Here is a 21657-nt window from a genome sequence, read left to right as displayed (position 1 = left end):
AACGCATATCCGGCTTCTTTTACCTCACCAAATAGCTTATTAATTTCCTTTTTGTGAAGCAGCAGTGTTCTCGTCCGCAATGGGTCGTGGTTATAGCGATTGCCTTGTTCATATGGGCTGACATGCATTCCAAACAAGACAGCTTCGCCATTTTGAATACGGACATAAGAGTCTTTTAAATTCACACGTCCGGCACGGATCGACTTTATTTCGGTCCCTTGAAGCACAATCCCGGCTTCATATGTTTCTTCGATAAAATAATCATGGGTAGCCTTTTTATTCTGGGCAACTACTTTTCCTTCACCTTTTGGCATTATTTTCACCTCGATCTCTGGCTTTTATTTTAACAGAATAACCATTTATAGAAAAGTAAAGAAGAGCCTTTATACTGGCTCTCCTCGTTTATTTTCGTTTCTTATGCTTCTTTTTGGTGCTTTTGGAAACCGGAACATTTTCATAGAACTTCCGCTTCTTTTTCTTTTTCTCTCCTTGACCCCCGCCTGCTTCGCTTTTAGCATTACGGTCACCTTGTTTATTGCGGCGCGGTTTATGGGAATCACTGCCCGTTTTAAAGACCTTTGGTGTATCAGAACGTTCTCTACGGCGAGTACCCTTCATGCCGACGACTTCAAAATCAATGGACCGTTCATCTTTATTTACGTTTACGACGCGAACGGTGATTTGATCGCCAATCCGGAAGACATTGCCCGTCCTTTCACCGATCATGGCGTAATGACGCTCATCATAGCGATAATAATCATCGGTCAAATAGCTGACATGGACAAGACCTTCAATGGTATTCGGCAGCTCAACAAACATCCCAAAGTTTGTGACGGAGCTGATAATGCCGTCAAACTCTTCACCGATTTTATCCTCCATATATTCTGCTTTCTTCAATTCATCGGTTTCCCGCTCTGCCTCCACGGCACGGCGCTCCATTTTGGAAGAATGCTCTGCTATGTCCGGTAATTCGGCATTCCATTTTTCCCTTGTTGCCTCATCTAGCTTGCCTTCCACCAGATAGGTACGGATCAAGCGATGAACAATCGTATCCGGATAACGCCGGATAGGTGATGTGAAATGCGTATAGAATTCCGTGGATAAGCCGAAGTGCCCCAAGCTTTCCGGATAGTATTTCGCCTGCTGCATGGAGCGCAACATGACCGTTGAAATCACCATTTCTTCCGGTTTGCCCTGTACTTCCTCAATGATTTCCTGCAGAGCCCGAGGGTGAACATTATTGGCCGTTCCTTTTACGATATAGCCGAAGTTGGTGATAAACTCGAAAAACTTACGGAGTTTATCTTCCTTCGGATCCTCGTGAATCCGGTAAATAAACGGAACCTCCATCCAGTGGAAATGTTCTGCAACGGTTTCATTGGCAGCCAGCATGAACTCTTCAATCAACCGCTCCGCCACGGAACGCTCCCGAAGCACAACATCTTTGGGCTTACTGTCTTCATCCACGAGAACCTTTGATTCTTTAAAATCAAAATCAATCGCTCCACGGTTCATTCGTTTGTTGCGGAGTATGGCCGCTAGCTCCTCCATCAATTCGAACATTGGAACGAGTGAATCATAGCGGTTGCGTGTTTCTTCATCCTGATCGACGAGAATCCGGTTAACATCGGAATAGGTCATTCTCTCAGTTGTTTTAATGACACTTTGGAAAATTTCATGGGAAACGACCTGACCTTCGTCGTTAATCTCCATCTCACATGAAAGGGTCAGTCTATCCACTTTTGGATTCAATGAGCAAATTCCATTTGAAAGTCGATGTGGAATCATAGGAATGACTCGATCTACTAAATAAACACTGGTGGCTCGATCTGCTGCTTCCCGGTCAATTGGGGAGCCTTCTTTAACATAATAGCTAACGTCAGCGATATGGACGCCCAGCTTAAAATTTCCATTCTCCAGTTTTGATACTGTTACGGCATCATCAAGGTCTTTGGCATCAGCGCCGTCAATTGTAACGATGACCTCATTACGCAGGTCACGGCGGTTCGCCAGTTCACTCTCATCAATGGTGTCCGGAACCTCGTTGGCCTGCTGCAGCACTTCATCAGGGAAGGCCATTGGAAGGCCAAGCTTATGTATGATGGATAGAATATCGACACCCGGGTCATTTTTATGGCCAAGGATCGTTGTTACCTCGCCCTCTGCGCTTTTGCGGCCTTCTGGATATGAAGTAAGTTTTACAACTACTTTATGACCCTCGACAGCCCCTTTGGAAGCTGCTTTTGGAATGAAAATATCACTGGCAAACTTTTTATCATCCGGTATAACAAAGCCAAAATTCTTACTTTCAACATAAGTTCCGACGATTTGCTGGATGCCTCTTTCCACAATTCGAATAACCGTACCTTCACGGCGCTGTCCAGAGCTCTCTGAAGACACACGAACTAACACGATGTCTCCATGCATGGCGTGATTGGTTTCGTTCGGCGGAATAAAAATATCGTCCATTCCCGGCTCGTCAGGTATGACAAAGGCAAAGCCTTTCGCATGACCGGTCAACTTACCGCGGATAAGGTTCATTTTTTCCGGAAGACCATAGCGGTTCGCTCTGGTGCGGACCACTAATCCCTTTTCCTCCATTTGAACGAGTGCTTTAACAAACTCTTTAAAATCTCCTGAGTCTTCGATGCCGAATGCGGCTTCCAGCTCTTGAACGGTAAGTGGCTTGTAGGCCTCATCCTTCATATATTGCAAAAGCTTGTCGATGTGCTTTTGAATGTTTTCCATATTACCCCTCCTTTAAGGGTTTATTTAATCGTGCCAGTCAAGACTTTCTAAAAATGCATGAACATCTTGATGTAGCTGCTCTTTTTCTTTATCAAGAGTAATGACATGGCCTGATTCTTCGTACCATTTAATTTGTTTTTTTGGTGATTCAATTTCATTGTAGATAATATCGGCGCTCTCGGTGTTGATCATATGATCATGACGTGCCTGTACCACGAAGGTTGGGGCATATATCATATCTATATGATCTCGAACATCTGCAATTAATTGCTGCAATGCTTTGAGTGTATTCATCGGTGTTTTTTTATACTCATCCATTTCCATTTCTATTTGTTCGGCTGATTTTCCTTCCCGATTTTTAAATTCGCGGGCATATTCTAGAACACCTTCATACATAACTTCTTCACTTTTTATATGCATCGGAGCACACATCGGCACAATTCCTTTTATAGGTACAGTGTAACCTAATTTCAGGGAAAATACCCCTCCAAGGGAAAGACCCGCCACCGCAATTTCCTCATGTCCCCTATCTTTTAGCCATTGATAACCATTTAAGACATCCTGCCACCAATCTTTAGGACCTGTATGTACCAATTCCTCAGGAGGAACTCCATGCCCCTTATAATGAGGCGCATGGCACGTATAACCGTGCTTCTCTAAGTAACGCCCAAGCATCCGCACATCCGACGAATTTCCCGTAAAACCATGCAACAGAAGAACCGCCCGTTTCCCTCCCTCAAAAGTAAATGGCTTCGGCAATGCAATCCTCATACAATAAAACTCCCCTAACTACAAATATCTCACTATCCCTTAGTTTAAGCAATGCTAGGCCTAACATTCCATTAAAACGACTTGGTGGGGGTCGTGATGGTGACAGTGATGGTGACAGGCACCGCTCGTGGACAAAAGTGCAATTTGTCCATCTGGGGTGGACACTTGAGGTTAGCAGCCTTTTTTGTCGACTAAAAAACCCGGCTGATTAGCCGGGTTTGGGGTAATATTTTAGATTTTGAAGTAGGTTACTGCCAGTGCGAGTAGGAAGAATAGGACTGACAGAACGATTGTGATACGGTGGAGGACTAAGTCGATTCCTCGTGCTTTTTGCTTTCCGAACAGTGATTCTGCACCACCGGAAATGGCACCGGATAAACCAGCGCTTTTACCTGATTGAAGTAAGACAACAGCAATAAGTGCGATGCTGACGATTATTAATAATACTACGACTAATGTATGCATAAAAGGCCACCTCCTGTAGACGAGCATTTCACAGTAGTTTTAATGTACCATATTCTACCCTTTTTAACAATAGTAGTTATGTGACACCTTTTGGGATTATTCGACTTATTTCTGTGTATGCAAAGAGGCCCTGCAAGTATATTTATCTGCAGGGCCTAAGCGGCGTAAACTAATCTATTTAACTGTGATTGCGTCCACATTAATCCTTGTTGATCCTGTCGGTGCCCCTGCAGCTGTTTTTCCGGTCCATTCGATTTTTAGCACGTGACGTCCTGCAGTGAGTCCTGTTTTAGTGAATACGGTCTGATTATATTTTGTAGTTGCCGAGTACAAATTTACATTATAGGCGACTCCGTCCAGAGTTACCTTGGCGATTCCTTGAGAGCTATTTTTGAGAGCATTGATCGATACCGAAGTGCCATTGAATATGAGTTGAGCATTCGCACCGGCTCCATTTGCCCATTTATACGATCCACCGGAAGCACTTGTGCTCGACACTTTTGACCAGGTGCCACCAAAAATTAAATAAGCATTACTATCTTGGTAGACACCTGCTCCAGCCAAGATCCGATTCTTAACTGTAAGGGTATAGCTCCCGGAACCTTTCAAAGCATATGCATCTATATAATAGGTGCCATCAGTAGGTGCAATATACGAAAAAGTCTCAGTTGAGGTGTCTGCTTTTTGTGAATTTGCTACAAACCCTGTTCTTGTTTTAACTGTTTTAGTGGTCTGCTTATAAAGGAAAAGGTTAAAATCGGTTCCGACTGCGCCCGTTAAGGAGACCGTTACTTTTTCCCCCTTATAAAGTCTAATGGAATATACGTCGTCTTGATCACCGGAGACATTTAAGGTTCCACTTTTACTTGTGCCAGTAAAAGGAACTCCCGGAATATCATCATCCGCTGCTCCTGCAGCTACTGCAGTGCCTGCATTGATGAGCCCGCCTGTTACGATCTTTCCGGTTAAAGAGGATAATTTTGTTACTGACTTCATAATCGTATCTTTTATTTGTAGTGGAGTTAATGCCGGTTTAACAGCCGTAACAAGAGCTGCAACTCCGGTAACATGTGGGGTAGCCATAGAAGTACCGCTTAAATAATAATACTGATTAGAAGGGAATGTACTTGCGATAGCCTGCCCAGGTGCTGCAACGTCAACACTTGTGGCGCCATAGTTAGAAAATGAAGCAAGACTGCCGGTATTGGTGATGGCGGCTACTGAGAGAATATTGGAAAGATTAAAGGAAGATGGGTAGTGTGGTTTGGCATCATTATTGACCCCGTCATTGCCTGCCGCTGCAATAAATAAAGAGTTTGAGCTTTTAATGGTGTCGTATAAAGCCTGACTGTAGGCATCCCCGCCCCAAGAGTTATTCGTGATCTTAACTCCTTTAGCTTTTGCGTAATTAATGGCTAGTATGGCATCTGAAGTATAGCCGCCTCCCGGACCAAGGTACTTTAATGGCATAATTTTTACATTGGGAGCCACTCCGATGACTCCAATATTGTTTGCCTTTGCGGCAATAGTGCCTGAAACATGGGTACCATGATCATCTTCGTCTGGTGAATAAAATACATTATTATTATTATCATAGAAATTCCAGCCATTTACATCATCAATATAACCGTTTTTATCGTTATCGATTTTATCATTTGGAATCTCACCTGGATTTTTCCAAATATTATCCTTTAAGTCGGGATGGGCTATATCTGTTCCCGTATCAATAACGGCAATTACTGTAGAGGTGTTTCCCTTTGTTTTCAGCCATGCAGTTTCTGCTTTAATATCGATCCCCGCTTTTCCTGCAACTCCCATAATTGGCTGTCCCGTATTCTTCAACCCCCATTGTAATCCATAGTAAGGGTCCGTTACTGCATCGGGTTGTAAAATATAGTTTGGTTCTGCATATTCCACTATTCTTGAATCATCTAAAAATTGAATGACATTTTCTACAGAGTCAACATTCGCATCAAACTCCAAAAGTTGTAAACCTAATTCGGGATCCAGGACCTTTCCTACTTTCATACCTCTAGCCTTTGCCTGTTCCCCTATCACATCGAGCGATTTACCTTGCTTAAATTTTACAATGACTTGCCCTTCTTTACGACCGCGATTGAGGTCAACTTGAGTTATCTTTCTAAGATTAGTCGGGGAACTTTTAAATAAGGGGGCTTTAGAAAGCTGCTGCTGCGTTGATTGTTCCTCAATTTGAATAATTGAGTCCTCCGGTTCAGCAAACACAGTTGTCGTTGATAGTAATAATCCTAACCCTGCAATCAGCCCAATAAATCTTCTCTTCTTTTTCATTTATTTCCTCCCTAAACATGTTTTTGAAAAAGAGATATGTAACATATCCACAAGACTTATCTTAGTAGGTTTACAAGGGAATTAATACCACTTTTAATCACGCTTTTCTTACATAATTGGACTGCGCATTTTTACATTTTTCAACTAAAAAGGCACCCACTTTTACGTGGATGCCTCATCATATCAGATTATTTTTTCAAGTTATAGAAAGATTTGATGCCGTTGTATTGAGAAGTTTCGCTCAATTGGTCTTCGATGCGAAGCAATTGGTTGTATTTTCGCAACACGGTCTGTACGAGATGGTGAATTTTAGCCAAAATATGATTAAATTAACGTTTAAAAGCTTAATTCTCCCTATATGTGATTGTATTGCATAGTAAGATTATTTCATTTTTTATTAGTTCAAAATATGTATTACCTACTACTAGGACATGGATTCGTTAGAAATTGAAAAATCCGCTTTATTTTCCTCTTCCAAATGCCATAACTATTGATTACTCTTAACGTTTATCTAATACTTGAAAATATCTCAATTGACATGTTTTGCAATAAAGTCACCTTATTAAACACTCCATTTTTTTACTTTATCTATAATTTCCTATTCTTTCAATCAATAAAAAAACACTTACAAGATGTAAGTGTTAATTAAACAATATTTATATTTTTATTTTATATCAAAACTTTTTTCACCTAATTTATCTCCATCAATACCTTGTGTAGCAATTAATGTTACTGGTGTTTCTAAATCATCTAATTCATAAGCTACCGCATTTGGAACAGTGCCATCTTTTTTAATTGTTTCTAACTGGCTATCTTGAAATTGGTTATCTGGGAGTCCCCCCACTTCAAGTGTATTAACTGCATTAGGGTTATTATCTTGTACCGCTTCAAATACTGCCATCCATGCAGATATGGGGTCAATATCTTTATCACTTAAATTAGTTGTTTCGTACCAGATGGCAAATAATGGTTTTTCACCATATTCATTTCCAGTTTCTCCTGGTTGAATAACTTTAGTTTCTGTAATCTTAATTTTTAAATCATTTAATCTTGCCTCATTGTCTTTAAAGTAAACATCTTTATTACTTGTTGCTTTTTCTTCATTATTTGCAGAATCAGATTTCTTTACTTCGTTTTCATTCTCACCAAACATGTCTTTTAACTGACTAAAATTTGCATAAATTGATTCTGTCAAACTATCATTGTTTACAATCTTAAAAACTCCATCTTTATTCTTTTCTAAATTAAATTTTACAGTTCGTGTTGCCATAGAGACATCTTCCGCTTTTAAGTGTTTTAAAGCTGTTTTCTCCATTAATTTTTCAAATGCTTTTTCTGATTTAGGAGTTTTCTCTTCAAATGCACTAGCAAATGCTAATGGCATTACTTCTGCCATTGTTGCAGTCATGGCTTCACCAAAATCAACCGATGATATTTTTACTTTAACTACAGCTTTATCACCACTAACAGAAACTTCTACTGGTTTTTCATATTTATAGTTTTTCGAAATTGCTTCAATCACTGAAGTTGTAAACTTATCATCTGCTGTGCTATCACCTTTTGTTTTTAAACTATCCTTCCCTCCATTAACGTAACTTCCAGCTTTCTTAAAGTCACCTTTTTGAATTGAGGTTAAGTAGCCATTTACTACATCAGTTGGCTTTTCCGCTCCACATCCAGCTAAAATACCTATTAATATTCCAGCTAACATAATTCCTAAGGTTAATTTTTTCCTAATAATCATAAAACAATTCCCCCATCTATGATCTACTCTCTCTATTATGATTCAAAATAAAAATTTCCTTTTATTTTGTTCATGATAATACGGTTCGACATAAATTTACATAATCCTTTTATATTCTTGTGAATAAATGGAAAAATGTATGACAACTAACAACAAATCTTTCTTCTCCTATAAAAAATTGAAGTAGAAAAGCAACATCAACCGTTTTTATGTATTGGTATAAAGAAAAAAGTCTGTTTGGGACATCTCTAATTTCTTTTTTATCTGAATCTATGTTGTTCCTCCTTGATAAAAAATAATCTTTTTAATATATTCCTCTTTAATACGCTCATATTTAATCAGAAATTTCTTCAACATCAGACTTATAGGAACATAATGCCATTATGAACCCTTTCCAAATACCTTCATATCAGTCTCATTTAACAAACTAGATTGCAAATTAATTAGTTCACTCATTCTTATTCCAGTATCTACAAACATTGCAATAATGACCTTGTTACGTACGTTTAAATAGCTTTTAAAATCGTAGGTATCAATCATTTTTGCCACTTCTTTATCTGTAAAGGTATTGATAATCACCTTTTCTTCATTTAGAAATTTAATTTCTAAAATGATATTGTGACTGACATACTCTTCATTAACCAAATAATTATAAAAAGACCTTAAAGACTTAATTAGCGTGTTAATGTAGGTTGGTTTATTACCTAATTCAATTTGATATTGATCAAACTTTTTAATATGCATAGTAATATCTCCTCAATATCTGTTATATCATGATGTTCATGCAAAAAGGCTATCAATTGGCATGTATAGTAATTATAAGTTTCAATTGTCCGCTTCGAATAATTTTTAATTTGCAAATCAAAGTAAATTCCTTTAACAAATCTTTTACAAACATAAAAAAGCCTCCTATAAATGTGAAATTATCACACATAAATAGGAGGTTTTAAGCAAAAGCCGTATGACTTAATTCATGTTTTCGTATTACTTAATTTAAGCAATACCAATTTACCATGTACTACTTAATTCAACGGCAAATCATTATTACAATGATTATTTTTTCAAGTTATAGAAAGATTTGATGCCGTTGTATTGAGAAGTTTCGCTCAATTGGTCTTCGATACGAAGCAATTGGTTATATTTCGCAACACGGTCTGTACGAGATGGAGCACCAGTTTTGATCTGTCCAGCATTAGTCGCAACAGCGATGTCAGCGATTGTGCTGTCTTCTGTTTCACCAGAGCGGTGAGAGATAACTGCAGTGTAGCCAGCGCGTTTTGCCATTTCGATTGCATCGAATGTTTCAGTTAATGTACCGATTTGGTTAACTTTGATTAGGATTGAATTTGCGATGCCTTTTTCAATACCTTCAGCAAGTTTCTTAGTGTTGGTTACGAACAAGTCGTCACCTACTAACTGAACTTTATGACCGATGCGCTCAGTTAATAATTTGTGACCTTCCCAGTCGTTTTCATCTAATCCGTCTTCGATTGAGATGATTGGATATTTAGAAGCAAGCTCTTCGTACCAATCAACCATTTCTGCAGAAGTCTTCACAACGCCTTCCCCAGAAAGATGATACTTACCGTCTTCTTTGTTATAGAACTCAGATGATGCTGCATCCATAGCAAGCATAACTTCTTCTCCTGGCTTGTAACCAGCTTTTTCAATTGCTTCAACAATTGTTTGAAGAGCTTCTTCGTTAGAACCAAGGTTTGGAGCAAATCCGCCTTCGTCACCAACTGAAGTGTTAAGTCCTTTAGACTTAAGAACTGATTTTAATGTATGGAAGATTTCAGCACCCATACGAAGTGCTTCTTTAAAGCTTGGAGCACCCACTGGCATAATCATGAATTCTTGGATGTCAACGTTATTGTCAGCATGCTCGCCGCCGTTCACGATGTTCATCATTGGCACTGGAAGTTGTTTCGCATTGAAACCGCCAAGGTATTGGTATAATGGAACATCTAAATATTCTGCAGCTGCACGTGCAACAGCCATGGAAACACCAAGGATTGCGTTTGCACCTAATTTTCCTTTGTTATCTGTTCCGTCAAGCTCGATCATCGCTTTGTCGATAGAGACTTGGTCAAGAACGCTGTAGCCTTCGCTGATTAAGAATGGAGCGATAATTTCATTTACGTTTTTAACTGCGTTTAATACGCCTTTTCCTAGGTAACGATCTTTGTCGCCATCACGAAGTTCTACTGCTTCGTATTCACCAGTAGAAGCGCCGCTTGGCACTAAAGTACGGCCGAATGCGCCGGATTCAGTGAATACTTCCACTTCAACAGTTGGGTTACCGCGGGAATCTAATACTTCACGTGCATAAACATCAATAATATAAGGCATGATAGTCTCTCCTTTATTTTAAAAAAATTATTTAATAATAGATTTTCCAGTCATTTCTTTTGGCAGTTCAACGTTTAACAATTGCAGCATGGTTGGTGCTAAATCGCCCAATACGCCATCACGAAGCTCAATATCTTGCTTTGTTACAATAACCGGAACTGGGTTAGTTGTATGTGCAGTCATTGGATTGCCTTCAAGGGTAATGACTTCATCAGCATTACCATGGTCTGCCGTAATGATAGCATATCCACCTTTTTCAAGGATTAAGTCTACCACTTTTCCAAGGCATTCATCAACCGTTTCCACTGCTTTAATTGTTGGTTCAAGCATACCGGAATGGCCTACCATGTCTGGGTTAGCAAAGTTTAAAATAATGGCGTCAAATTTATCAGCCTTTATTTCATTTAACAAGGCATCCGTTACCTCATAAGCGCTCATTTCAGGCTTAAGATCGTAGGTTGGCACTTTTGGCGAATTGATCAAGATTCGCTCTTCACCAGGAAACTTCGCTTCACGGCCACCACTCATAAAGAAGGTAACATGCGGATACTTTTCAGTTTCGGCAATTCTAAGCTGCTTAAGGTTATTTTGGGATAAAACTTCACCTAAAGTGTTATCCAAATTCGTTGGTTTGAAGGCAACATAGCCATCAACTGTTTCACTGAAGTGAGTTAAGCAGACAAAGTAAAGGTTCTTTGGATGCTTTGGCCCACGGTCAAATGAACGGAAATCTTCGTTTGTGAACGTGTTGGAAATTTGAATGGCCCGGTCAGGACGGAAATTGTAAAAAATCACAGCATCGTTCTCTTGAATCGTTGCAACCGGCTGTCCGTCTTCCTTGACGATAACAGAAGGCAGAACGAATTCATCAAAGATTCCATGAGAATAGGAATCGTCAACAAGTTCAATTGGATCGGTGTAAGTAGGGCCATCACCGTATACCATTGCACGGTAAGACTTTTCTACACGCTCCCAGCGCTTGTCACGGTCCATGGAATAATAGCGACCAGAGATGGATGCAAATTCCCCAACACCATACTCCTTCATTTTGTCCAATGTTTCTTGAATATATGTTTTGGCTGTTTGAGGTCCAACATCACGGCCATCAAGGAATCCATGAATATAGACCTTTTCGACGCCTTCCTCTTTAGCTAGTTTCAAAAGGGCAAACATATGGTTGATATGGCTGTGAACGCCACCGTCTGATAGTAAGCCAAATAAATGAAGGGCTGTACCGTTTTTCTTCACATGCTCCATCGCACCAACGAAGGTTTCATTTTTTTCAAATTCACCTTCACGAATTGCAATGTTTACACGTGTTAAGCTTTGATATACGACGCGTCCGGCGCCGATATTCATATGGCCGACTTCAGAGTTCCCCATTTGTCCTTCTGGAAGGCCAACAGCCTCACCGCTAGCAATTAAATGGGAGTGCGGGAAGGTTTTCCAAAGGCGATCAAAGTTTGGCTTTTTCGCCTGTGCAACTGCATTTCCCTTTACTTCGTCTCTACAGCCGAAGCCATCTAAAATAATGAGGGCTACTGGAGCTTTACTCATTTTTGCCGCCCTCCAATAATTGTAAGAATGATTGAGGCTCAAGGCTTGCGCCGCCTACTAAAGCACCATCGATATCAGATTGTGCCATATATTCTTTAATATTTTCAGGCTTCACGCTGCCACCGTATTGAACTCTTACTTCGTTGGCAATATCCTGTGAAAATTGCTTAGCAATCACTTGACGGATATGAGCACAAACTTCATTAGCATCCGCAGAAGTGGAAGATTTACCAGTGCCAATTGCCCAAATTGGTTCATAGGCAATAACCGTTTGTTTAACTTGATCGTCTGTCATACCCGCTAATGCCTTCTCAATTTGTGAGCCCACTAGGTTCATTGTCTCTCCGTTTTCGCGCTGCTCAAGTGTTTCACCACAGCAAACGATTGGAGTGAGGTTGTATTTAAAAGCAGCAAGTGCTTTTTTGTTTACTGTTTCATCTGTTTCATTGAACATTTCACGACGCTCAGAGTGTCCGATGATAACATATTGTACGCCAAGGTCTGCAAGAGCTTTAGGGCTGATTTCGCCAGTAAATGCTCCGCTTTCTTCAAAATGCATGTTTTGAGCGCCGATTTTTACATTTGTGCCTTTAGTAGTTTCCACGAGGCTTTGTAAAAATAAGGCTGGTGCACAAATAACTGATTCCATTTTTTCCGAAGCAGGTACAAGCCCTTTTACTTCCTCCGCAAAGCTTTTTGCTTCCGAAAGGGTCTTGTTCATTTTCCAGTTACCTGCAATGATTGGTTTACGCATGGTGGCACATCCTTTCAAGGGTGATTTTTGTAGAACTATTCACATATATTTAAAAGTTATTTATCGTTTAGGGCAACAACGCCAGGTAATGCTTTACCTTCAATAAATTCAAGTGAAGCACCGCCGCCAGTTGAAATGTGGCTCATTTTGTCTGCAAGGCCAAACTTTTCAGCCGCTGCTGCTGAGTCACCGCCGCCAATTACGGAATAAGTATCCGTTGCTTCAGCAAGAGCTTCGGCAACTGCTTTTGTACCGTTGGCGAATTTATCCATTTCGAACACACCCATTGGTCCGTTCCAAATAACTAGCTTAGATTTTTGAATCACTTCACGGTAAATCTCAGCTGTTTTTGGTCCGATATCAAGGGCTTGCCAATCAGCTGGAATTTCTTCAATGCCTACTTCTTTTGAATTCGCATTAGCAGAGAATTCATCTGCCACTACGGCATCAACTGGCATATAGAAATTAACACCTTTTTGCTTGGCTTTTTCGATAAAGGATTTTGCTAAGTCAATTTTGTCCTCTTCAAGCAAGGACTTGCCGATTTCATGACCTTGTGCTTTTACGAATGTATAAGCTAATCCTCCACCAATGATGAGGTTGTCCACTAATTCAAGTAGATTTTCAATAACACCGATCTTGTCCTTTACTTTTGCACCGCCGATGATTGCTGTGAATGGACGCTCTGGATTAGAAAGAGCCTTACCCAGTACATCAAGCTCTTTTTCCATTAAGAAACCAGAAACAGCTGGAAGATGATGTGCAATTCCTTCAGTAGATGCATGTGCACGGTGAGCAGCACCAAACGCGTCATTTACATATAGATCTGCAAGTTCAGCAAATGCTTTGGCAAGCTCTGGATCGTTCTTTTCTTCACCTGGATAGAAACGTACGTTTTCAAGAAGAAGTACATCGCCCTCATTCATGGTGTCAATTAGTGCTTTTACAGACTCACCATAAGCTTCATCTGCTTTTTTAACCTCTTTGCCAAGCAGTTCAGAAAGTCTTCCCGCAACTGGAGTTAAGCGCATTTCTTCTACTACTTTTCCCTTAGGGCGGCCAAGGTGGCTGGCTAAAATTACTTTAGCACCTTGTTCGATTAAATACTGAATGGTCGGCAATGCGGCACGAATCCGCGTTTCATCGGTAATTTTTCCTTCTTGCATCGGGACATTAAAGTCTACCCGGCAAAATACGCGTTTACCTTTTAAATCTACATCTTTAACTGATTTCTTGTTCATTAAGGGACCTCCTTATGTATGAGCAATCTTTAACTTCGGGCAAATCTGCACAGAAAAAGGGAGAGGGAATCCACCCCACTCCCCGTTGGACATACCATTTTTCATTATAACTAGTTGTTGGGATAATTTCCAATCCCAGCCAAAAAATTATAGTCCTTTTTTAGCAATATAATCAACAAGGTCTACAACGCGGTTAGAGTAACCTACTTCGTTGTCATACCAAGATAATACTTTAACCATGTTTCCTTCAAGAACCATTGTAGATAATCCATCAACAGATGAAGATGCTGGGCTTCCGTTATAGTCACGAGAAACTAATGGAAGATCACTGTATACTAAGATTCCTTTTAATGGACCTTCAGCAGCTTCTTTTAATGCTGCATTTACTTCTTCAGCTGTAACATCTTTTTCCAACTCAGCAACTAAGTCTACTACAGAAACGTTTGGAGTTGGTACACGCATAGCCATACCGTTTAATTTACCTTTAAGTTCTGGTAAAACTAATGCAACTGCTTTTGCAGCACCAGTAGATGTAGGGATCATGTTTTCTGCAGCTGCACGAGCACGACGATAATCTTTGTGTGGCAAGTCAAGAATTTGTTGGTCATTTGTGTAAGAGTGAACAGTTGTCATCATACCACGCTTGATGCCGAATTTGTCGTTTAATACTTTTGCAAATGGAGCCAAGCAGTTAGTTGTACAAGATGCATTTGATAATACGTGGTGGTTAGCTGCATCGTATTTATCTTCGTTAACACCCATAACGATAGTGATGTCTTCGTTAGAAGCAGGAGCAGAGATGATTACTTTTTTCGCGCCAGCTTCAAGGTGTTTCGCTGCGTCTTCACGCTTTGTGAAACGTCCAGTAGATTCAACAACTACATCTACTCCAAGGTCGCCCCAGCCAAGTTGAGCAGGATCGCGCTCAGCGATAACTTTTACTTTATGGCCGCCAACTACTAAATATTCGCCATCAACTGTTACGTCTTCTGCAAGTGTTCCGTGTACGGAATCATATTTTAAAAGATGAGCAAGCATTTTTGCATCTGTTAAGTCATTAATTGCTACGATTTCCACTTCGCTATTTCTTAGAGCCGCACGGAATACGTTACGACCAATACGTCCAAATCCATTAATACCAACTTTTACTGCCATGATAAAGTTCCTCCTTTAAATTGGGTAGGGATTTTATTTTTTTAAAAAGGTTTTACCCTTTTAATAACTTACTTGCTGCACCTTCATCTGTAATTAAGATTGTGGATGCCGGTGCTTGCTTCATATAGGCTTTAATGGCCTTTGCCTTCGATGAGCCTCCAGCAACCGCAATGACATTTGGAATATCATTGAGATCTTCGAGCTGAAGTCCAATCGTGGACACTTTATAGACAATCTCGCCAGCCTCATTGAAATAATAACCAAACGATTCCCCAACAGCTTTGCTGTCTTCGAGCTTTTGCAAAATCTCAGAACTACTTTTTCTCCGTTCGGCCATAGTAATAGCTTCCCCAATTCCATGGAGAACCATGTTAGCCGAGCGAATTAATTTTAAAACTTCATTGATTTCAGGCTCTTTTACTAGTGATTCATAAATTTCCATGCTCACCTGGTCTGGAACATATAGGACTCGATGTTTGGAATGAGTGTTTTTTGCCATATTCGAGCAAATCACATTTGCTTGATTATGGACATCTTCTCCCACTCCTCCGCGTGCAGGCACAAACAGTAAATCTTTATCGCTTGATTCAGGCGAAAGCCTTTCTGCGACAGCTGCCATAGTTGATCCGCCAGTCACAGCGATGATATTTTTCCCAGTAAAAAGCTTTTTCATACTAATGGCACATGCTTTTCCAAGTTCGCCTTTTACCAGAGGCTGTTGATCGCTGTCTCCAGGGACGATGACAACCTTTTTGATGCCCAGACGGTGTTTTAACTCCAGCTCCATGACATCAATCCCTATTAACTCGCGCATTAAGCCTTCTAAATCCTCAAGTAAATTTTTTCCTTCAAAGGTCAAACTCATACCAACATTATTGCTGGTAATAAGATCTTGCTCTTTGAGGAAGTCTACTTCACTACGGAGGACTCTTTCGGTTAAACCTAAGCTTGTAGCTAGACTCCTTCTTCCTACCGGCTGCATCATTGCTATGTATCTGAGGATTGAATATCTCTTCTGCAGGACTTGAAGGAAATCAGGTAATAATCTTTTTGCGATATCGATGAATGATTGCATTTCTTACATTCTCCTTTTATAATATGCCGCTGGTCTAAAAATGTCCACCATAGACATATTATGTCCCACCTCATCCAAAAAAAATCACCCTGACTACGTTTTTAATTGTATCAGGAGTGAAATGTTATTTCAACAAATATAATCACCTATTATCACCTTTTTTGACTTGTAAACGGTTACTTATGTCAAACTTGTTAACATGCCCATAAGCAACCTCCTCCCCATCCATCAGCACCACCGGAATCATCAATCCATACCGCTCCGTCAACTCATCACTCGTCGAAATATCAATTTCCTGCAGATCAACTAATGAGGCAAACTCCTGCTCCAATTCCCTCAGGACATCCATCGCATCCTCACACAAATGGCAGCCATTTCTTGTGTATAAAGTAAGTATTGTTTTTTTGGACATAATTATTAATTCCTTTCACTAGTTAATGGTGACAGGCACCGCTCGTGGACAAAATGGGATATTTTGTCCTTGTGAGGTGGACAATTTGGACTTTATTCCCAAATGACACACCAGTCTTTTAAAAAAACAAAAAAAGGTGCCAGGCACCTAGTCAAATCTCTTCCGTTTGGAGGAGGAGGGGATTCCAAGTTGGTCGCGATATTTTGCGATGGTTCGTCTTGATACGATGATGCCTTCGGTTGTTTTTAGTTGTTCGACGATTTCTTGGTCGGATAGTGGTTTTTGTTTATTTTCTTGTTGAATGAGTTTACTGATCGCATTTTTCACCTGTGTAGATGAGGTGTTTTCGTCATCAGACACGGTTTGGATTGTGCTGGTGAAAAATGATTTTAAGGTGAAGGTTCCGACCGGGGTCTGCACGTATTTTTCACGGACAGCACGGCTTACGGTTGATTCATGAATTTCGAGCTCTGTCGCAATTTCCTTCATCGTCATCGGCACCAAGTATTGCGGCCCCTTTTGGAAAAACGCCGGCTGCCTTTCAACAATTGCTGTGCCCACCTTCGAAAGTGTCTCTTTTCGCTGTTCAATACTTTTTAATATCCACTGATAATCCTGCACCTTGTCTTGTAAAAAACGATTTACCTGCTGGTCTTGATCTTTAAATTTTTTATAATATTGGTCATTAAAGCTAATCTTCGGAATGGGATCGTCAAACATACGGACTGTTAAGCCTGCTGGTGTTTGTTCTACAATAACATCCGGAATAATATAGCTGGCAGATTCTTTTCCTAAAATAGCACCTGGTTTGGGATTTAATAATTGAATTTCATCAAACACATCTTGAATTTCCTTTAAACTAACCTGCAACTCTTTTGCGATTTGCTTCCACTTTTTTTCAGCAAAAGGGATAAAATAATCAGAAATAATCTTTTTGGCCAATTCATTGTTGGGATTTACTTGTTCTAACTGCAATAAGAGACATTCCTGCAGATTTCTAGCCCCCAAACCAGCTGGATCAAGGGTTTGAATCACTACTAGGCAATCCTCAGCAAGCTCATCCGATACCTTTAGCTTTTTCGCAATTTCCCCTAAATCGTCAGTGAAGTAACCGTTTTCATCAAGATGTTGGATAAGATAGCGAAGAACCTTTAGCTCTTCAGCCGTTACCTTCTTTAAATTTAATTGCGAAAGTAATTGATCCTCGATTGATACTGGTTTATCGGCAATTTGTTCAATCCAATCCTTTTCCACCTTTTGATGCTTCCGGCGATGCCGGTCAATCAGTGGATTCATTGGCTGCTCGTTCGCATTCTCAATTTGCATCAGGGGATTTTCCAGTGCTTTATTTTCCAAAAAGGCCGTCAGCTCTAGAGCCGAATATTGCAATAACGCAATAGCCTGAGACAGCTCCTGGGTCATCGTCAATTTTAATGTTTGTTGTTGCCATAAACCCGCTTTTAAATTCATCCTAATCCCCCCTACCATGTATTTTACATGAAAGTAGGGTTTTCGTGTATCAGAAAATGAAAATTAGTCTGACTTATTATTCAAATACAGTCCCGCAAGAAATTTCCAATCATCTAAAAATAGATTCCAAAGATTAGGACGGCGCCTTACAGCCAACGGATGGTAAGCCACAGCTGTCCGAAACCCTTGGACCTGATGCAACTTTCCTCGCATACCTTTTACATCTGCTTCCGGTTGTCGAAAAAAAGATTGAACCGCTACGTTTCCAAGACAAAACACGAAGGAAGGCTGCTTTATATCCAACTGTTCCTTTAGGTGATTCATACAAATCTCCCTCGTACGTTCCTTCTCATATGCTCGCATCGGTCTTCTTTTTAAAATATAAGTTACATATAAATCCGCATTGGATAATCCAGACTCCTTAGCAGCTTCTTGCAAAGTCTGCCTTGTTCCGCAAACAAATGAGTTACCCTCTCGGTCCTCCCGCAGTCCCGGATTGTCAAGAATAATCATAATGGGGGCGTGAGGGTTTCCTTCCCCCCAAACCATTCGTGATCCATGTTTATATAATCCGCATTCTTTACAGTTCAAATAGGAATCCGGTGTCCGCTCCTCAGTCCACAAAGCAGGGCAAAAATCAGTCAAGTTATTCATCTCCACTCCTGTTTTTATCCTGTTATTTTGCTCACCATAGGAAAATTTATCATTTAGGCTTGGGAGGTAATGGGATGCTTAAAGTGGAGAGGCATGTCTAACTCTTGCGTAATTCTTATAAAAAAGGTTGAATGATCACTAAACTCTTTCTTTGTATATGTTAGATTTTCAAAGGTTGGTGTAAAGTGAAAGGTGATTTTCCTTGTTTCTTCTGTGGTCATTGTGTCTAGGATAGTAGTAATATTAACTTCCCTATTACAAATGATGTCGTATATATGTAACGTGCTTCCTTCGTGCTGACACATGACAATTGCTTCTTCCTCTGCAATCCAATAGCAGTTCTGGGGAAAGATCTTTATAGCATAGAACATAACCAGTTCTTCTGTTCCTGTTGTGCTAAATAATGCTGAATTCGGCTTCCTAGTTAATGCTTTTTTATAAATAAACTCTAAATCTTCCTGTTTTGTTCCATCTAGCTTACCAAAACTAGCAGGACATCCATTCGTTACCATATAGTTACAGCTAAAGATTGTTTCCTCCATGTGACGAAACCCAAATTTCGGATAAAAGTCAAGAACGGTATCATTAGCAAATAAGTACATAAAAGGTATATGAGAATAATCTTCTAACACTTTTTCCATTAATAAACGTGAGTAACCTTTATTTCGGTAACCTTCATCCGTCATAACCGTTCCAATTTGGATGGCAGGTACCTCATCGCCATTTATTAGAATGGTTAGGATATTGACAGATACATTAGCAATGATTTGGTTATCTTTAACCAACGAGTAAGGGATATACTTTTTAGTCCAGTACCCTTTTACATACCAGTCCTCAAACTCGATACCGAATGTTTCCATGGCTAATTGATTGAAACTTCTCCTTAGGACATCATTCTCTTTAAAGTCTTTCACAAAAATTATGTGATCCAAGTGTCCACCCCTTTTCTCATTTGTTTCTTTAAAAATTGCCTATTTTTATATCCATATTTTTTCAATATATAAATAAATCGAATGGTGCCAGGCACCACCCGATCGTTAAACCATCTTTGATTATGTAGTTTTACATATAAGATGGTTATAAGTAGCTTCTTATTATTTTAATTTTACAGGTGAAACAACGGCAAACACGCTTTCCGCCGGATCCGTTACATTCCATTCAATGATTTTAATTTCATTTCCACTGTCTATGTCTTTTCTAATAATTGTTACTTGATTTTTGTTCATTTCATCATCCTTCTTTCTTCAATATCACACAGAAGTTAATATATGAAGAGCGCCCAGAAATGTGCATGATTTTTTAATACTATATAAAAAAGCCACCTGTTTTTTAAATAAAACAGGTGGCTTAGTGACGCCCTCGTCAGGACTCGAACCCGAATTTCAAGAACCGGAATCTTGCGTGCTATCCGTTGCACTACGAGGGCAAATGTGTGAAGCGACTTTCCTATTATATGATATTTATCATCGATTTGCAAGTGGCACTGAGGTTTAAAAATGTGGAGGCTGGTTATCCTTGTAAAGTGAATATTGTCGAACAATTTACGAGCGAATTGTTTGACCTTAATTGACCATCAGTGTATGATAACAGTACATAAGATTTTACCTTTTCTATTTAAAGGAGGAAGAAAAATGAATTTGATTCCTACAGTTATTGAACAGACGAATCGCGGCGAGCGAGCATATGACATTTACTCCCGTCTTTTAAAAGATCGGATTATCATGCTTGGCAGCGCAATCGATGATAATGTTTCTAACAGTATTGTAGCACAGTTACTCTTTTTAGAAGCTGAAAACCCAGAAAAAGATATCACCCTATATATTAACAGCCCAGGCGGAAGTATAACAGCTGGTATGGCCATTTATGATACCATGCAATATATCAAGCCGGCAGTGTCTACAGTTTGTATTGGTATGGCTGCATCCATGGGTGCGTTCCTTTTGGCTGCTGGTGAAAAAGGCAAGCGCTATGCGTTACCAAATGCAGAAGTCATGATCCATCAACCACTTGGTGGGGCTCAAGGTCAAGCTACTGAAATTGAAATTGCTGCTAAACGCATTCTGTTCCTTCGTGAAAAATTAAACGGCATTCTTGCTGAGCGTACTGGCCAACCAATCGAGGTTATTGGCAGAGATACAGACCGCGATAACTTTATGACAGCTGAAAGAGCAAAAGAATACGGGTTAATCGACAACATCATTACTCGAAATGTACTTGAAACTAAAAAAGATATGTAATGAAGCAAAAGCAACCGGCCTTAAGGGGTCGGTTGTTTTTTATTGCATACCGTTGATTGAAGCGGGAATCAACAAGCAAGATTACAAGGATCTTATTAAAAAAAAAATGAAAACCGGGCAAATCAGCCCGGCAGTTCCATTTTTTAATGATCTTTTTCAATAAAATCAGCTAAAGCGTGGATTGCCGTTTCTTCGTCGTTACCCTCAGCTATGATATTAATGACGACTCCAGATCCTACAGCTAAGCTCATCAAGCCCATGATACTTTTTGCATTTACTTTTTTGCCGTCTTTTTCTAAGAAGATATCTGCTGAAAACCGATTGGCCTCCTGAACAAATAGTGCAGCTGGCCGCGCTTGCAAACCAGTTTTTAATTTCACTTCGACTTGTTTTACCAACATAATATAATTCCTCCTCAAATTCTCTCTACTTTTCCATTATTTTATTAAATTACTGGTGTTTCCCCTGCACGAAGCTTTTCGGCTATCTCATCAATTTTTCTCAAGCGGTGGTTTATTCCAGACTTGCTTATCGTGCCGCCGGTTACCATTTCCCCAAGCTCTTTTAAGGTGACATCGGGATAATTTACGCGAAGCTCGGCAATTTCCCTAAGCTTTACTGGTAAAATTTGCAGTCCGACAGATTGATCAATGTAACGGATGTTTTCTACCTGCCTGATCGAAGCACCAATCGTTTTGTTTAGATTTGCCGT

21 protein-coding genes, 1 tRNA gene and 1 pseudogene are annotated in these 21657 nt (G+C 39.9%); 1 reads left to right on the top strand and 22 read right to left on the bottom strand.

Annotation, left to right across the window (positions count from 1 at the left end):
- From smpB to V7083_RS08440, 20 genes and pseudogenes are all read right to left on the bottom strand, one after another.
- A partial coding sequence (gene smpB, locus V7083_RS08535; protein WP_335477067.1) for an SsrA-binding protein SmpB occupies window positions 1–314 on the bottom strand: 314 nt, incomplete at its 3' end.
- An 88-nt stretch (window positions 315–402) separates the two neighbouring features.
- Complete coding sequence (rnr, locus tag V7083_RS08530; protein WP_335477065.1) at window positions 403–2748, bottom strand: ribonuclease R; 2346 nt, start codon at window positions 2746–2748, stop codon at window positions 403–405.
- A 24-nt stretch (window positions 2749–2772) separates the two neighbouring features.
- A complete protein-coding gene (locus V7083_RS08525; RefSeq protein ID WP_335477063.1) occupies window positions 2773–3519 on the bottom strand; it encodes an alpha/beta hydrolase in 747 nt (248 codons plus the stop codon).
- Window positions 3520–3750: 231 nt separating this feature from the next.
- Window positions 3751–3984 carry a preprotein translocase subunit SecG gene (gene secG, locus V7083_RS08520; protein ID WP_335477061.1) on the bottom strand — a complete coding sequence of 78 codons (234 nt, stop codon included), beginning with the start codon at window positions 3982–3984 and terminating at the stop codon, window positions 3751–3753.
- 174 nt (window positions 3985–4158) lie between these two features.
- On the bottom strand, window positions 4159–6294 hold the full coding sequence (locus tag V7083_RS08515; protein ID WP_335477059.1) for a S8 family serine peptidase: 2136 nt from the start codon (window positions 6292–6294) through the stop codon (window positions 4159–4161).
- Window positions 6295–6482: 188 nt separating this feature from the next.
- A pseudogene (locus V7083_RS08510) lies at window positions 6483–6600 on the bottom strand (hypothetical protein); the annotation flags it as partial.
- Window positions 6601–6958: 358 nt separating this feature from the next.
- Window positions 6959–8038, bottom strand: coding sequence for a DUF5067 domain-containing protein (locus V7083_RS08505; RefSeq protein ID WP_335477057.1), 1080 nt, complete (start codon window positions 8036–8038; stop codon window positions 6959–6961).
- Between the two features lie 381 nt (window positions 8039–8419).
- Window positions 8420–8782: a tyrosine-type recombinase/integrase gene (locus V7083_RS08500; protein WP_335477055.1), complete on the bottom strand. Its 363-nt coding sequence runs from the start codon at window positions 8780–8782 to the stop codon at window positions 8420–8422.
- 309 nt (window positions 8783–9091) lie between these two features.
- A complete protein-coding gene (gene eno, locus V7083_RS08495; protein ID WP_335477053.1) occupies window positions 9092–10390 on the bottom strand; it encodes a phosphopyruvate hydratase in 1299 nt (432 codons plus the stop codon).
- Window positions 10391–10417: 27 nt separating this feature from the next.
- Complete coding sequence (gene gpmI, locus V7083_RS08490) at window positions 10418–11947, bottom strand: 2,3-bisphosphoglycerate-independent phosphoglycerate mutase (protein ID WP_335477051.1); 1530 nt, start codon at window positions 11945–11947, stop codon at window positions 10418–10420.
- Window positions 11940–12701 carry a triose-phosphate isomerase gene (tpiA, locus tag V7083_RS08485; RefSeq protein ID WP_335477049.1) on the bottom strand — a complete coding sequence of 254 codons (762 nt, stop codon included), beginning with the start codon at window positions 12699–12701 and terminating at the stop codon, window positions 11940–11942. The genes gpmI and tpiA overlap by 8 nt, the downstream gene beginning before the upstream one ends.
- A gap of 56 nt (window positions 12702–12757) precedes the next feature.
- Window positions 12758–13942: a phosphoglycerate kinase gene (locus V7083_RS08480; protein WP_335477047.1), complete on the bottom strand. Its 1185-nt coding sequence runs from the start codon at window positions 13940–13942 to the stop codon at window positions 12758–12760.
- 147 nt (window positions 13943–14089) lie between these two features.
- On the bottom strand, window positions 14090–15097 hold the full coding sequence (gene gap / locus V7083_RS08475) for a type I glyceraldehyde-3-phosphate dehydrogenase (protein ID WP_335477045.1): 1008 nt from the start codon (window positions 15095–15097) through the stop codon (window positions 14090–14092).
- A 52-nt stretch (window positions 15098–15149) separates the two neighbouring features.
- Window positions 15150–16172 carry a sugar-binding transcriptional regulator gene (locus V7083_RS08470; RefSeq protein WP_335477043.1) on the bottom strand — a complete coding sequence of 341 codons (1023 nt, stop codon included), beginning with the start codon at window positions 16170–16172 and terminating at the stop codon, window positions 15150–15152.
- A gap of 142 nt (window positions 16173–16314) precedes the next feature.
- Window positions 16315–16584, bottom strand: a complete 270-nt coding sequence (locus tag V7083_RS08465; protein WP_335477041.1) for a glutaredoxin family protein — start codon at window positions 16582–16584, stop codon at window positions 16315–16317.
- Between the two features lie 147 nt (window positions 16585–16731).
- A complete protein-coding gene (gene rpoN / locus V7083_RS08460; RefSeq protein WP_335477039.1) occupies window positions 16732–18054 on the bottom strand; it encodes an RNA polymerase factor sigma-54 in 1323 nt (440 codons plus the stop codon).
- A 63-nt stretch (window positions 18055–18117) separates the two neighbouring features.
- Window positions 18118–18708: a uracil-DNA glycosylase gene (locus tag V7083_RS08455; protein ID WP_335477037.1), complete on the bottom strand. Its 591-nt coding sequence runs from the start codon at window positions 18706–18708 to the stop codon at window positions 18118–18120.
- Window positions 18709–18761: 53 nt separating this feature from the next.
- Window positions 18762–19640: a GNAT family N-acetyltransferase gene (locus tag V7083_RS08450; RefSeq protein ID WP_335477035.1), complete on the bottom strand. Its 879-nt coding sequence runs from the start codon at window positions 19638–19640 to the stop codon at window positions 18762–18764.
- Window positions 19641–19802: 162 nt separating this feature from the next.
- Window positions 19803–19934, bottom strand: a complete 132-nt coding sequence (locus V7083_RS08445; RefSeq protein ID WP_335477033.1) for a hypothetical protein — start codon at window positions 19932–19934, stop codon at window positions 19803–19805.
- A 128-nt stretch (window positions 19935–20062) separates the two neighbouring features.
- Window positions 20063–20134: transfer RNA gene (locus V7083_RS08440), tRNA-Arg, on the bottom strand.
- Window positions 20135–20339: 205 nt separating this feature from the next.
- Here V7083_RS08440 and clpP point away from each other — a divergent pair.
- Window positions 20340–20945: an ATP-dependent Clp endopeptidase proteolytic subunit ClpP gene (gene clpP / locus V7083_RS08435; RefSeq protein ID WP_335477031.1), complete on the top strand. Its 606-nt coding sequence runs from the start codon at window positions 20340–20342 to the stop codon at window positions 20943–20945.
- 143 nt (window positions 20946–21088) lie between these two features.
- Here the strand turns inward: clpP and V7083_RS08430 are convergent, their stop codons facing one another.
- Window positions 21089–21346 carry an HPr family phosphocarrier protein gene (locus V7083_RS08430; protein ID WP_335477029.1) on the bottom strand — a complete coding sequence of 86 codons (258 nt, stop codon included), beginning with the start codon at window positions 21344–21346 and terminating at the stop codon, window positions 21089–21091.
- 44 nt (window positions 21347–21390) lie between these two features.
- On the bottom strand, window positions 21391–21657 hold a 267-nt coding region (gene whiA, locus V7083_RS08425; RefSeq protein WP_335477027.1), incomplete at its 5' end, for a DNA-binding protein WhiA.

This window comes from Bacillus sp. JJ1764, assembly GCF_036962145.1.
GTDB lineage: Bacteria > Bacillota > Bacilli > Bacillales > Cytobacillaceae > Neobacillus.
This window is presented reverse-complemented; position numbering and strand designations above follow the sequence as displayed.

Bases quoted from the DNA above. Each gene is read 5' to 3' on its own strand.
- rnr (WP_335477065.1), bottom strand. From the start codon at position 2,748: ATGGAAAACATTCAAAAGCACATCGACAAGCTTTTGCAATATATGAAG.
- V7083_RS08525 (WP_335477063.1), bottom strand. From the start codon at position 3,519: ATGAGGATTGCATTGCCGAAGCCATTTACTTTTGAGGGAGGGAAACGG.
- secG (WP_335477061.1), bottom strand. From the start codon at position 3,984: ATGCATACATTAGTCGTAGTATTATTAATAATCGTCAGCATCGCACTT.
- V7083_RS08515 (WP_335477059.1), bottom strand. From the start codon at position 6,294: ATGAAAAAGAAGAGAAGATTTATTGGGCTGATTGCAGGGTTAGGATTA.
- V7083_RS08505 (WP_335477057.1), bottom strand. From the start codon at position 8,038: ATGATTATTAGGAAAAAATTAACCTTAGGAATTATGTTAGCTGGAATA.
- V7083_RS08500 (WP_335477055.1), bottom strand. From the start codon at position 8,782: ATGCATATTAAAAAGTTTGATCAATATCAAATTGAATTAGGTAATAAA.
- eno (WP_335477053.1), bottom strand. From the start codon at position 10,390: ATGCCTTATATTATTGATGTTTATGCACGTGAAGTATTAGATTCCCGC.
- gpmI (WP_335477051.1), bottom strand. From the start codon at position 11,947: ATGAGTAAAGCTCCAGTAGCCCTCATTATTTTAGATGGCTTCGGCTGT.
- tpiA (WP_335477049.1), bottom strand. From the start codon at position 12,701: ATGCGTAAACCAATCATTGCAGGTAACTGGAAAATGAACAAGACCCTT.
- V7083_RS08480 (WP_335477047.1), bottom strand. From the start codon at position 13,942: ATGAACAAGAAATCAGTTAAAGATGTAGATTTAAAAGGTAAACGCGTA.
- gap (WP_335477045.1), bottom strand. From the start codon at position 15,097: ATGGCAGTAAAAGTTGGTATTAATGGATTTGGACGTATTGGTCGTAAC.
- V7083_RS08470 (WP_335477043.1), bottom strand. From the start codon at position 16,172: ATGCAATCATTCATCGATATCGCAAAAAGATTATTACCTGATTTCCTT.
- V7083_RS08465 (WP_335477041.1), bottom strand. From the start codon at position 16,584: ATGTCCAAAAAAACAATACTTACTTTATACACAAGAAATGGCTGCCAT.
- rpoN (WP_335477039.1), bottom strand. From the start codon at position 18,054: ATGAATTTAAAAGCGGGTTTATGGCAACAACAAACATTAAAATTGACG.
- V7083_RS08455 (WP_335477037.1), bottom strand. From the start codon at position 18,708: ATGAATAACTTGACTGATTTTTGCCCTGCTTTGTGGACTGAGGAGCGG.
- V7083_RS08445 (WP_335477033.1), bottom strand. From the start codon at position 19,934: ATGAACAAAAATCAAGTAACAATTATTAGAAAAGACATAGACAGTGGA.
- clpP (WP_335477031.1), top strand. From the start codon at position 20,340: ATGAATTTGATTCCTACAGTTATTGAACAGACGAATCGCGGCGAGCGA.
- V7083_RS08430 (WP_335477029.1), bottom strand. From the start codon at position 21,346: ATGTTGGTAAAACAAGTCGAAGTGAAATTAAAAACTGGTTTGCAAGCG.